The sequence below is a fragment of the Limosilactobacillus urinaemulieris genome (genome assembly GCF_014838745.1).
GTDB classification, from domain to species: Bacteria; Bacillota; Bacilli; order Lactobacillales; family Lactobacillaceae; genus Limosilactobacillus; species Limosilactobacillus urinaemulieris.
Genome location: NZ_JABUXR010000005.1, coordinates 109,582 through 122,146, shown reverse-complemented (window position 1 = coordinate 122,146; position 12,565 = coordinate 109,582). Strand labels below are relative to the sequence as shown.

The window sequence follows — 12,565 nt, the reverse complement described above, 5'->3', positions numbered from 1 at the left end:
ACGGGCTGGTCGGTGTCTTTTTCTTTTACTAACATATATTTTAAAGGAAAACGGAGTTAAATGAAATCCGAAGATTTCATCTAACTCCGCTTATTATTAGGGACTTATGTCACAGCCCCTTTAATAGTCTCAATAAAAAACGTAATTATTGGTTACCAATAGTTGGCTGGGTACTAATTGTCGGTTGATTACTAATGGTACTACCGCCACCAGTATGGCCACCACCATTATAAGAGTGGGATGGTGTATAGCCGCCACCTGTATTACCACGGTAACTACTACCGCCGCCATTATAAGATGCTCCGGAATTATTATTTCCACCAGCATTATTGTTCCCGCTATTATTGGAATTACTGCTTGAAGAATGAGATGAGCTATGACTAGAAGACGAGCTGCTAGAAGAGCTAGAACTACTTGCAACGGACGAGGATGAAGAAGATGATGAATCATTCTTTTGTTCCTTAATTGTAATGGTCTTCTTAACCTTCTTATCACCACGAGTTGCGATAATGTCATACTTAGCGGCATATTCAAAGTCATACTTAATCGTTACAGGACCGTCACTCTTTTCCGCCTTGAAGGTCTTGTAAACTTTACCGGTATCATGACCAACGATTTTCACCTTTGTATTTGGTGAAACAATAATTTTCATCGGTGCTACACCATCACTATTCAACCGCGCCTTCTTCTTATCGAAGTTAATATAAACCTGGTCAGCTTCCTCGTCATTATCATTGGTGATTGCCTTAGTTTCTGTTATATCAGAATCCGCCTTTGAGTGGTGATCTGCATAGACAGTCCCACCAATACTACCAATAATAATGAACAACAATAACCAGTTAACAAATGCTCGACCGCGACTAACAAAATTATCGCCTTGGCGCATTCGTCTAACTTGCCCAACATACTGGATAATTAACAAGATTAGTGCAATTACCCCAACAATTATAAGTACATTTTTTAAATTCATAATTAAAACACCATTTATTTTGCAAATTTAAAAATAACACTATCTTAGTGTAACACGTTTCACCATTATTCTTAATCATTTTCATTAAAATAATTGTGAAATTCAAAAGAGCGCTCAGTGAAAGCTTTCTCAGTTGAATTTAGCTTAATACCCTTGCGCTTTAAATATCAATCAAAAAATAAACACGTTACTATTGTCATAGGTGTACATAGCCCTCTAGAAGCAAGATATTGAGAAGTTCAAAACGTGGTTACATACCCCAAAAGACAAGCGCAAAAAATTAATTGAGTTTAAGATTGAGAGAAAGTAATAACATGGCTATCAGGAAAGCAAATCAGAATGATTATACCATCCCCCACCACTCTATTCATCTCAAAAAGCGCGTACACATTACAGGCATCTTGCACGCAAGCGCTAATTTTATGACTGTTTTAGATAGCAATTGTTGGGGATGATTATGTATTTCCGACAATTCAGACACCCTAAAAGAGAACTGAACGGATATTTCCGCAAGTAAATAAAAAGACCACTAAACCAGTGATCTACCATGCCGACAAGCGGTTATGTTTTTCCGCAGAATTGATTAAAAATAGTGTTTTATAGTGTAAACCTAAAATTAAAAATGGCTTTATATCAACGTTTTGGACGCGATCGCAAACAATTTAAAACTAAAAAATCACCCGCACGAGGATATAACATCCCCTACAAACGTTGATATAACAACGTTTCACTTTTCATTTTCCCGCAGTGTTTCCGCATATTTCTATAATTCAGCCAATTTATCAATAATCAAGGTATCATTTTCGCCTTAAATTCATCAATCAAATATGAATAAGTGTTAAGTGTTACCGTGATATTTGAATGACCTAATCGCTTACTGATTGCATAAATATCTACACCCTTGCCAAGTAGATAGGCTACATGAACGTGACGTAATGAGTGAAAATGAAAGCCTTGCTTATTAATACCGCAGTCGGTCATAATAGACCGTAGACACTTATTAAGGGCGTTACTAGTTGGGATTGTCCCTAATACGTTTTGAAAGACCATAACACTATTATTAGCTTTTAAGTCCGCTAAATGCTTCAGCAACTCACGGTTGACCTTAACCGTTCGATTGCTTGATTCTGTTTTAGTGGGCTTAAAGGCTTTTTTCTTTTCATCCCACGATTTATTGACTGAAATAGTGGAATGCAGAAAGTCTATATCTTTCCACGTGAGCGCCTGTACTTCACTTTTGCGCATTCCCGTATAAATTAGCCGTTAATATCATGTAACGGCTTGTATTGTACGGTGAGAGCTTACACAGCACCGCCTTTTTAAGGGTTTGTAACTCATCATTGGTTAAATAGTCCACCTTACGCTTCCTATTGCGATTGTAAGTGACGTTAACGTTATGAGTGAAGTCTTTTGTTAGTACATCATCATCAATCGCATAACCAACAGCCGACCTAATCGCCCCGTTCAACTTGCTAACTGACTTGTAAGCGTGATTGCTACCGTACCAGTTAATGAATGCTTGATAATCAGACCACCTAATATCCCGCAGTTGAGTATTACCCCAGTATTTAGTAATCATTTTAACCATGATTCTGTACTGGTTACGGGCGCTTGAACTTTGGGCTTTATTAGCCTTGTATAACTCAAACCATCGATTGAAGTAATCAACTAGTGTTACATCTTTCAGCACCATGTTAATAGACGCTAACTCTTTTTCTAGCTTACTAGCTTCAACCAGTGCTTCACGCTTCAACTTAAAACAGCCAATTGATTTCTGGTGTCGCTTCCCGTCTTGGTCTCTGTATTCTGCTATACCGTAATAGCCTTTTTTAGCTTTTTTCGCATAACTCATAAAAATTACCTCTTCCTTTTCGCACAGCTTGCCAACGTGGAATTTGAGAGGTGTTTATTTTATGTATTGAGTTGTTCAAATGTTGTTAAGATTCCGGCTTTGAAGTTAAAATGACTGACCCCAATTTTGGGGAGACGTTCCAAAATTGGGAGTAGTGTTATTAGTGGGGATAACAGTGGTGATATTAGTAGCGTTAAATTGCATTAAATTTTTGACGCTTTCACACGCTTTTTAACGCTTTTAACATCCCCAGCAGTTGGGGGATGATTTAGACAGCTATGTATTAACTATATTCAGCTATCTAATTTTTAAGGCATTCCAGGTTGAGAGTCTCGTTCTACTTCTTGATCTGCTTCAATTCCCTTTTGTGTCTCTGAACCGTCTGGGTTTAAATATCCGTTTTGCTTAGCCCAGTCTATTTGCCCTTGAACCCACGCATCAGGTGAACCATCTGGATTAGATCCGGCTGCATAATCTTGTCCTGGTAACAGTGGGTTACCGTTAGGATCGTAACCACGTTGACGGTTAATCTCGCCTTGTGATAACTGACCGTTACCAGTTGATTGTGATTGTTGACTTGAAGAACTAGCAACAGAGCTGGAATTACTGGAAGCCGATTCTTGTTTCTTTTCTGAATGCTTATTAGCTTTCTTATGGTGCTTAACCACCTTGCTAGAACTAGCTTTACTGGAACTAGAAGCCTTTTTAGTTGATTGACTACCGCAAGCCGTTAAGCTCATCACCAACAGCGCAGTAGCACAGATTAAACCTATCTTTTTCATGTTTCCTCCTAGTTGCTTTTAACGTCAATCACGGTTGGACGTATACACCTAAACATGGCTAAAAATACCTAAACAAATGAGAATGTTGGTCAGCAAGGCTTGGATATTTAGCATTTATGTATTTCTTATAATTATCTTTATTAAGTAAAGTATTTGAGTTCCATAAATAATTAACGACACCACCAAAGGAACAACTATACCCAATAAATTCTGAATAGGTATTAAAATTAAAAGCCTTTGTTAATTCAGATATGGTTTGAGCAAATATATTTTCAATTTTTCCAGCACTATTTTTAGCTACAAATTTGCTTATCTTATTAGCTGTTTCGTAGTAGCCATCATCACCATGAAAAAAGTCATAATCAGCGTCATAATCTGCTACTAGTTCTTCATCGGTAAAAAAAGCCAGATTATCATTAACGCTATCATAGGCTAAAAATACAGGAATTTTAAAATCAAGGACTCTATATTTTTCAGTATTATGAATAGGGTTTGAAAAGCCTATAAGCGCTACAAGATTATCCTCCTCTAAAGCTTTATTAATATCTTGTAAACCGTGTACTTTATTTACAACATCTTCTAACTCAATCGACGGTTCTAATCTTGTATATTCTACTTTTTCCGTAAATAGTTCCTCTGGTTCAACATCTAAGTACTCAACCAATTTAGTTAAAGTCTCAAATTGTATACCCTTACTCTTACCGTTATACAGCTGAGAAATTGTATTCCGAGATATTCCGGTACCCTCATATACTTCTTGTATAGACAAATGTTCTCTATCCATTATTCTTCTTAAATCTAACTGTAGCAATTAGCATTACACCTCGATCCTTAAATATAATAATAAAGGAATAAATTTAAATAACAAGTATTAATAACAATTTGCTTTACATACTTGTTATTTTATTTTATTATCTTTTATAACAAGCATATAGTTCAAAATGTACTAAGTTCTTGTTAGGAGGTGTTACTAATGACTGAATATTTTAGCTACAAACAAGCAATGAACTACATGGGGTTCACAGCTCCTAGAACTTTAACTGAATACATCAAGCAAGGCTTACCCACTATCCAAGTAGGCAAGTCAAAGCGGATTAGTAAGTCTGACATTGATAAGTTCATGGCAGATCATCGTGTCGTAGCAACACAGGACAAGTAAGGGGATGTTTGAATGAACGATTTAGTTTTCATGCACGGCTTGAATGAAGAGCCGTATACAACAGACAAGATCATCGCAGAATGCAGTAAAAATAATCTTCACTCTGTAAAAGTGATTATTTACAACCACAAAAAGGATTTTGAAGATTTTGGAGTTTTGTCATTTGAAATGACTAAACCTCTTAAAGGTTCAAAAGGTGGACGACCGCAAAAGACCTACCACCTTAACGAACAACAAGCCACTTTACTGATTACTTACCTAGACAACACACCAGAGGTTAATCAATTCAAAAAGAACCTAGTTCATGAGTTCTATCGCATGAAGCAGGAGCTAACCCAACGACAAATCAACAGAGCAATTGAAAAGCCCCAGCGAAAATCGTTAACGGATGCAATCAAGGAATGGCAACAAGCCCCAAGACACATTTACATCAACATGACCCAGCTTTTATTGAAGCGTGCTACTGGTTTAACAGCACAGCAAATCAAGAAACAGCGACATGTTAAGACCGCCCTTGATGGTCTAACCGTTAAGGAACAAGAACGATATAAGCAACTAGAAAATATCGCTATTGGTCTTGTGGGGCTCAATAAGACGTGGGACGAAGTAAAAGGTGTTTTGCTCCTTGCCTAATGATTGGAGATGATGAAATGGAAAGCTTAAAAGTGCAGTTGCCAAACGACTTGCAGGAAGCAACCAAGAAAATGATCGCTGATTCACTGAATAGGGCAGTGAAAGAGTTTGAAATAAAAAATAGCTTTCCACCTTACTTGAATAAGACTGAAGCCACTAAGTATTTACACATTTCATCTAAGACCTTGCTTGATTGGGAAGCCAAATACAACGACATCCCTATTATCGTGATTGACGGGATTCAGCGATATAAGCGCACCGATTTAGATGATTGGATGCAACAACATAGATTAAACAAATAACACGGCTTGCCAACGTGGAATGAATGAGAGGGGCTTATTTTATGAAGCTACTAGTCACCATTGACAGACACATATTAGCGTACTGGAACACAGCACCAGAGGATCGCTTGTGGGCTTACCTTGCGAGCTTGCCCGTTGCTGTTCTGATACTTGATGCAATCACACAGTTAATCAAATAAAGGAGATACACAGCATGAAATTAAATAAAGATGATTAATCACTCAAGAACGCCTTATTAAACGAAGTTGAGGGCAACATTGCAACGCTAAAAGGCAATGCAAAAAGTTACATTAACGGCAAAGAACAAAGTCCGTTAGCGTTAATTACTGAAAGCATTAACGACTTAACAGAACTTAAAAAGCTGCTGAAAGGAATGAACTAAATGGAGCATTTAGACAAAGACGAAAAAGCAATTTATGACCTACTACCAAAAGGAATTGACCGCCCTAAACCACTGAAAGAATTAGTGAAGCTATCAGGACTTAAAAGCCGTGAAGTACGGGGGATTATTTATCGCTTAAGCGTATTGCACCACGTTCCAATTGGCGCACGATATAAGCACCCTAACGGCTACTACATCATTAAAACGATGATGAACGTAAACAAGCCCTAGCACCGCTTACATCTCAAATAGCGATGATGAGTAAGCGGGCACAGGTAATCGGTAATGTTGAATTGGAGAACAAGGAATAATGCTCAGACAAAATAAAAAAGCCGTCAAATGCTACCCAACGACCAAATCAGTTAGCATTTAACAGCCTAAACAATAAGCACAACGGGGCTTTCCGTTGCTTGCTTATTCTAACACGTAACTTTCAATCAATCACGGGGACAACATCCCCAATAACTGGAGGAATAAGACAATGAATAGCGATAATTACAAATTTATTTTAGCGGACGACCACAAAGGAAATAAGGCACTAGTCGTTATTAAGGGCGAGTTGTCAACTAAGCTAGTAAGCAATGCTAAGACAATAACTGACACCCGTTTTAATGCAGTTGCTGATCAACTTAAAAAGATTATTGATTCAGCAAGCGTTATTGAAAAGGACGGTGAACATTCATGCAATTAGTAACCCTTACCGCCCCAAACGGGCACCGTGAACGTTGGGATATTAAAACAGCTTACCTTGCCTTGCTGTCTTGGTATTCGTATCTTAACGACCCAGACAACGGCAAAGAGCCAACCAGTATCGCAAAGCGGATCGGCGAGTTCGTTGGCGATGATATTAAACAGGTGCATACGTACTTAACTTACCTTGACGGGTTCAAAGGTGATCTTTATTCCATGCTGTCGCTGTTAGCTCACAACAGCAATAGAAGCACCGTTCAACTGTATTTCATCATGAAGTCAATTGGCAACGATGATTATTTGCCCCACAGCAAGGAGCAGGAACCAGAGCGACAGCAACTAATCAATCGAATTAAGCAAGTAACCAACAACGACCAAGAAACGCTTAGACAGCTCACAGAGCTGACTAAATTATTTGTTGATGGTCAATTACATTACAGCAATCTGGAGAGATGAACGATGAAACTCAAAGACTTTTTAGAAACAGACGACTTTTACACCTTAACTAATAACGCTAAATTACTTTATCTGTACCTCAACGCCTACAAGGACAAAGACAACCTGGTTTATTGCAGTGAACTAATTATGATGATCCTAAAAATAGACAGTAGACCATTTGCAGAGCTTAGAGAACTTGGCTGGATCAAAATTGACGAAGATTCAGGAATCATTAACGTAACAAAGGAGTGGGAAGGATGAAATTACTTCAAGCAATGAATGCAACGGGTGATCTAATCTTGAATGATTTTGCTAGTGGATCCGAAATAAACAAGCGGATATATTGGCGTGAACACGTTCCTTATTACCTAAACAAAGAAAACGGCTTGTTAATTCCGTTTAATATGATTCAAGTAACTAACGTTTATCACGAGGGGGACGAAGCCAATGGCTCAAAGAAGAATGATTAGTAAAGCCATCCACCAAGACGGTAAATTTTTAACTTTATCGCCTACCAGTAAAATTCTTTATGATGATTTAGTTTTGTATGCAGATGATGATGGTTTTTGCTCTGATACCTCACTAATTAATCTAATAGATAAAGCCACAGATGAGAATTACCAAGAATTAGAACAAGCTGGATTTATCATCAATTTTGATGGGGTGTATCTGATTACTGACTGGTTAAATTTACAAGTTCTAACTCACTACAAACGGACAAACTTTTTAAACTTGTCTAGTAAAGTATTTATCAAGATCGATTTTCAATACACGATAAACTCACAAGACAAAAATATCGCTTTGCCATTAGATGATTGGGTAGAGAACAAAAACCGCAGTCGCAAGATTAGCCTCAAATCATTACAACAGCAACGTTTATCGGCTATGGTAAACAAAAAGGTTACGAACGGTAAACATGATGTAAACAAAAAGATTACAAAAGGTATTCCTAGTATAGATCAGTATAGTAATAGTTTAGGTAAGAGTAGTAGAGATCAGATCAGGCAAGATCAGACAAGTAAAGATCAAGATCAAGATCAAGTACCTACCACCCAACAAAGATCTTCTAATGGGGGTATGGGGAAAGATTCTTCATCTAACATTTCTACTTCAACTAAGTATAATAATGCTACTAGTGAGAATGGAGAACTTAGTGGAGTAAGTGCCAATAACAACAGCGATAATCACGACTTACCCCCTATTAAAGAAAACTTGAATACCCCTTCAGAAAATAAAGAAATAGCAGAACTCATGAACATAATGAACCAGAATTTTAATGTTAGTCTACCCGTTGATGATGAACGATTGAGAATGCTTTTTGATAACTTGCTCAATCAGTACAAGCCCAATTACATTCAGGATGCCATTGATCAATTGGCGATCGATAGTGCAGGACAACAACTGACGAACAGCGCTGTTAAAAGCCTAATGGTCAATCACCTATCAGAGAGCATTAAGCAGGCGCTACCTCGCTAAATACCCTAGTTAGAATACTCAATAACCAGAGACAGACAGATTAGACAGCCTATAAAAGGGCGGTTAGGGCGCACCATAAAAAAGCCATGCTGACATTGCTGACGCTCCGAAAAAAGGCGTAATGATGCATTGCCCTATTTTGGTTTTTCGATTGTGACTAATTGACCCAATGCATTAGGACAAGTAAGACCGCTAAATACTAACATCCCCTAATCATTGATATATCAACGATATCAAGGGGATACTTTTATTTATTGGACGGAAAAGGAAGCAGAATTGTAGATGATTATTTTAATTTTTAATGTTAACCGTTGCTAACATTCAGAACATACGTTTATTTTAAAAATAGAGCCACGTTTTAAAACGATTAACAGGAAACTAATATAATTAATCATTTACAAGCTAAAACGCCTTAGACGGCTTTAAAACGAAAATTAGAGCATATAGAAAAAATTGAGGTGATTTTAATGTTCACTGTATCGTGTTTAAGGGAGATGAAAGCAAATGAGTTGGTATCGTGGTAGATATGTTACAAGTAAACGAACCCTAGCCCAGTGGATGGTTGACAGTAAAAAAGATTATCATTTCAGAGTGAGAAACAAGGATAAAGCAGATCCAACAGTTGTTAATTTCGTATTCTCTGACAACATCAAAAAGGATCGGCGCTTATATGTTGCTAGTCGGGTTATTTATAATCACTACTTAGATTATTGCTATCAGCAGGACTTAACACCGCTAAGCAATCGACAATTTAAGCACAACATGGAACTGTTAGGTTTTGTTTATCAGAAACACCACCGCTTTTATGCTGGTTACTACCAGAACAAAGTAACAACTGCATACAAGAACATCGGGATAATTAAGCGATAGTTATTCCATGCAATGTACAATTTATCAATCCATCTAAAAAGCTGATATAACAGCAATCTTGATTAGAAATCATTGTACAAAATTGTACATTATCGGGGATGTTTGTAGTTAAAAGAATGCTAATAAATGTTGGTATTCTTTTATAATTCGTAGTTAGATTGGAGTTGATTACATGATTTTATTCTTTGATTCCACCTGGTGGCTGTATGAACTAATCACAGTTATTGCAGTGATTATCATTGCTTTACTGGTTATTAAGTACAGACACTAGAACCTCACAAAACACTACTTTTTTAATTAATTCGTAGTTGATTATGATTGCTTATGACTTGTTAGCTGCAGCCATTGATTTAATTGTAGAGGGCGGTTATAAGATGTAGGAAATCGGCGGTTTAAAATTGTCGGTTTTCCTACATCTTTTGTATACTCACTTTATCAATCTCTTGAGGAAATGATGAGTATGCGAAAAGAAGTTTACGAAAGGATGAGATATTTTGTGGTAGAGCAAATAAAACCAAATTACTCCGCTGTTGCACGACAGTATGGCGTTGATCCACGAACTGTAAAAGCCGCATATTTGAGAGCTCAAAGCGGTGAACCAACAATTGTTAGGAAGCGACGAAGCCGTCGCAGTAAGCTAGATGAATATCAAGACATGATTGAGGATAAATACACTGCTGGCTGTTCCGCTAGATCGATTTATGACTTCATCGTTGAAAAAGGCTTTACTGACAAATACACCATCGTTAAAGATTATTGTCGTCGTTTTCGTAAAGCACAAACTAAGAAAGCAACGATTAGAGTTGAGCATACGATTGGCTTAAGTGCTCAAGTCGACTGGAAAGAACAAGTTACTATGACTGATCGGAATGGTGTTCCACATACCTTCAGTATTTTCTTGTATGTGTTGCCTTATTCTAAGTTTAAGTTTTTAAAGCTAACCTTAGATCAGAAGCAGGACACTTTATTCAAATGTTTATTTGAAGCCTTTAAAGCTACGGGTGGAATTCCTAAAGAAATCTGGTTTGATAATATGTCAACTGTCGTTGACCATAAGTTAAGTGACTTCCATCATCATCGATTCAACGAACGCTTTTTATCATTTAGTCATGATGCGGGATTCCATTCAATTGCTTGTCGGCCATTTAGACCGCAAACTAAGGGTTGCGTTGAGGCCTTAGCAAGAACAATGGGACGCTTGAAGCCCTATGACGGAGAATTCAGTACTATCAATGATTTGAACAATATCATTAATCGGTTGGCTAAACGGCTTAATCATGAGAAATCACAAAGCAATAACCAAAAGCCAGTTGAATTATGGGCAAAAGAAAAAGAGCATTTCCGGTCTCTCAACTATGACCTCACAAGATACTTTAACAGCGTCCAAACCAGAAAAGTATCGCAAGATTCAATGATTAGATTTCAAAACCATCAATACTCTGTTTCCCCTAATTATATCGGAAAAGAGGTTGAAATTAAACCGACTACTGATGGTAAAGCTATTCGTATTTTTTATCAGGGCTTTGAAATTCAGAAACACGATTTAACCGATAAGCAATTTAATTATGATCCACATGATAAACGCGCCATTCTTAGAAGCGATTTGATGGCAGATAAAACAGACGAAGAAATTAACCATTACATGCATAGCAACCTTAGTATTTATGATCAGATTGGGAAGCAAAATGAATCAATACCAAAGATTAATTGACAATTTAACGAAGTTAAATTTACATAATATGGCTGCATCAATTGCTGATTATCGACAACAAGTCAACGACAGCCAAATTAGTTTTAGTGAAGCTCTATTAGAATTAACTGATAATGAGATTACCTATCAACAACAGGAAAGCTTAAAGCGAAGGATAAAGCGGGCTCGCTTCCCTGTCGTCAAACGGCTTAATGACTTTAACTACCAGTTTCAACCTTCAATTAACGGCTCATTGTCAATCGGTATTGATAATGAGCCATGAAATTCACCAAAGTGTGAAAATTAACTAGATCGACGGCCGATCAACCATCTTAACCGGCAGGATGGTCGTACTGCTCATCATCGTCCCCTGCGCAATTTGAATAAGCAACTTGCGGGCGGCCACGTTCCCCATTAGCTGCACGTCTTGGCGCATCAGGTAAATACCGTCTTGCACATAACGTGACCAGCTCCAGTCATCAAAACTGACTAAACCGACATCGTCGGGAAAATTAATCCCTAACTCATGAAAGATGTCGAGCAAGTCAAACAGTACTGGTCCCATCAATGAAACCACCACCGTCTTGCCAATTAAGTTATCTAGTGCATTTTGCAATTTGCGCTTGAGCCATTGCTGATTATGACCCTTGGTTTCTAGATTATAGTAATTCATGCCGTAGTTCTTCGCCGTCGCCTTCAAACCTGCAATCCGGGGAATCTGGCCGGAAGCCTGCGCAAAATGCGCGCTGATCGACAAAATATTGTGGTAATGGCGCGCATGTAATACTCTACCCAAGCGGTAGCAAGCATCCATGTTGGCACTAGTCACCTTGCCGACCGTGTCCGGCTGGTCGACCACTCCCCGGTCAGCCAGCACAAGCGGAATCTGCCGGTCAATACATTCTTGAAATTGGTCAAAGTGAATGGCGTCAGGCTGCACAATAATGCCATCCGCCTGCAGTTCATAGAGGCGCTCTAAGGAACGGGCTTCCGTTTCGCAACTATTATTAGTATTCATCAAGACAATATCATAGCCAGCTGGTTGCAAAATGTCATCGATCCCTTTGGCCAGCAAGGTGGAAAATGGGTTACCGATATCGCCGACCAATACTCCCACCACGTTGGACTTAGCCGATCGCAACCGACGGGCCGAAGCTGCCGGCACATAATTTAATTGCTTGATGGTCGCGGCGATTTTTTGCTTCGTCTGCTCCCCCATCTTCGAATATTTACCGTTCAAATAACGGGAAACGGTCGTATTGGACACACCGGCGGCCCGGGCAACCTCTGATATGGTCGTATGTTTCAATCTAAATCCACC

General features: G+C 38.3%; 16 protein-coding genes and 2 pseudogenes. 13 read left to right on the top strand and 5 right to left on the bottom strand.

The genetic code is table 11. The annotated features are described in order from the left end of the window. Positions 1 to 145: 145 nt before the first annotated feature. The 4 genes and pseudogenes from HUK45_RS04070 to HUK45_RS04050 form a co-directional block, all read right to left on the bottom strand. Entirely contained in the window at positions 146 to 970 is an 825-nt protein-coding gene (locus tag HUK45_RS04070; protein ID WP_191911201.1) for a hypothetical protein, read from the bottom strand. A gap of 763 nt (positions 971 to 1,733) precedes the next feature. Beyond that, positions 1,734 to 2,822, bottom strand: a pseudogene (locus HUK45_RS09690) (tyrosine-type recombinase/integrase). A 308-nt stretch (positions 2,823 to 3,130) separates the two neighbouring features. After that, positions 3,131 to 3,604 carry a hypothetical protein gene (locus HUK45_RS09520; RefSeq protein ID WP_235971982.1) on the bottom strand — a complete coding sequence of 158 codons (474 nt, stop codon included), beginning with the start codon at positions 3,602 to 3,604 and terminating at the stop codon, positions 3,131 to 3,133. A gap of 58 nt (positions 3,605 to 3,662) precedes the next feature. Continuing rightward, entirely contained in the window at positions 3,663 to 4,415 is a 753-nt protein-coding gene (locus HUK45_RS04050; RefSeq protein WP_191911200.1) for a helix-turn-helix domain-containing protein, read from the bottom strand. Between the two features lie 162 nt (positions 4,416 to 4,577). Here HUK45_RS04050 and HUK45_RS04045 point away from each other — a divergent pair, with 162 nt between their 5' ends. The 13 genes and pseudogenes from HUK45_RS04045 to HUK45_RS03985 form a co-directional block, all read left to right on the top strand. Continuing rightward, positions 4,578 to 4,763, top strand: coding sequence for a helix-turn-helix domain-containing protein (locus tag HUK45_RS04045; protein ID WP_191911199.1), 186 nt, complete (start codon positions 4,578 to 4,580; stop codon positions 4,761 to 4,763). 12 nt (positions 4,764 to 4,775) lie between these two features. Further along, on the top strand, positions 4,776 to 5,396 hold the full coding sequence (locus HUK45_RS04040; protein WP_191911198.1) for a Rha family transcriptional regulator: 621 nt from the start codon (positions 4,776 to 4,778) through the stop codon (positions 5,394 to 5,396). A gap of 17 nt (positions 5,397 to 5,413) precedes the next feature. Beyond that, a complete protein-coding gene (locus tag HUK45_RS04035; RefSeq protein ID WP_191911197.1) occupies positions 5,414 to 5,698 on the top strand; it encodes a helix-turn-helix domain-containing protein in 285 nt (94 codons plus the stop codon). A 41-nt stretch (positions 5,699 to 5,739) separates the two neighbouring features. Further along, complete coding sequence (locus tag HUK45_RS04030; RefSeq protein WP_191911205.1) at positions 5,740 to 5,877, top strand: hypothetical protein; 138 nt, start codon at positions 5,740 to 5,742, stop codon at positions 5,875 to 5,877. A gap of 203 nt (positions 5,878 to 6,080) precedes the next feature. Next, positions 6,081 to 6,311, top strand: coding sequence for a hypothetical protein (locus HUK45_RS04025; RefSeq protein WP_235971980.1), 231 nt, complete (start codon positions 6,081 to 6,083; stop codon positions 6,309 to 6,311). A 250-nt stretch (positions 6,312 to 6,561) separates the two neighbouring features. After that, positions 6,562 to 6,771: a hypothetical protein gene (locus tag HUK45_RS04020; protein ID WP_191911196.1), complete on the top strand. Its 210-nt coding sequence runs from the start codon at positions 6,562 to 6,564 to the stop codon at positions 6,769 to 6,771. Continuing rightward, a complete protein-coding gene (locus HUK45_RS04015; protein WP_191911195.1) occupies positions 6,762 to 7,226 on the top strand; it encodes a hypothetical protein in 465 nt (154 codons plus the stop codon). The genes HUK45_RS04020 and HUK45_RS04015 overlap by 10 nt, the downstream gene beginning before the upstream one ends. A 3-nt stretch (positions 7,227 to 7,229) precedes the next feature. Next, positions 7,230 to 7,469: a septum site-determining protein MinC gene (locus HUK45_RS04010; protein WP_191911194.1), complete on the top strand. Its 240-nt coding sequence runs from the start codon at positions 7,230 to 7,232 to the stop codon at positions 7,467 to 7,469. Further along, positions 7,466 to 7,678: a hypothetical protein gene (locus HUK45_RS04005; RefSeq protein ID WP_191911193.1), complete on the top strand. Its 213-nt coding sequence runs from the start codon at positions 7,466 to 7,468 to the stop codon at positions 7,676 to 7,678. Before HUK45_RS04010 ends, HUK45_RS04005 begins: the two co-directional genes overlap by 4 nt. After that, a complete protein-coding gene (locus tag HUK45_RS04000) occupies positions 7,656 to 8,684 on the top strand; it encodes a hypothetical protein (protein WP_191911192.1) in 1,029 nt (342 codons plus the stop codon). The genes HUK45_RS04005 and HUK45_RS04000 overlap by 23 nt, the downstream gene beginning before the upstream one ends. A gap of 504 nt (positions 8,685 to 9,188) precedes the next feature. Continuing rightward, the gene (locus HUK45_RS03995) at positions 9,189 to 9,554 is read left to right on the top strand and encodes a hypothetical protein (RefSeq protein ID WP_191911191.1); all 366 of its coding nucleotides are present in this window, start codon (positions 9,189 to 9,191) and stop codon (positions 9,552 to 9,554) included. A gap of 460 nt (positions 9,555 to 10,014) precedes the next feature. Then, entirely contained in the window at positions 10,015 to 11,265 is a 1,251-nt protein-coding gene (gene istA, locus HUK45_RS03990; RefSeq protein WP_191911190.1) for an IS21 family transposase, read from the top strand. After that, positions 11,240 to 11,491 (top strand): annotated as a pseudogene (locus HUK45_RS03985) (ATP-binding protein); the annotation flags it as partial. The gene istA and the pseudogene HUK45_RS03985, both read left to right, overlap by 26 nt. Positions 11,492 to 11,551: 60 nt before the next feature. On the opposite strand, the gene HUK45_RS03980 reads toward HUK45_RS03985, so the two are convergent. Then, positions 11,552 to 12,553 (bottom strand): LacI family DNA-binding transcriptional regulator, encoded by a 1,002-nt coding sequence (locus HUK45_RS03980; protein WP_191911189.1) that lies wholly within the window; start codon positions 12,551 to 12,553, stop codon positions 11,552 to 11,554. Between the last annotated feature and the right edge of the window lie 12 nt (positions 12,554 to 12,565).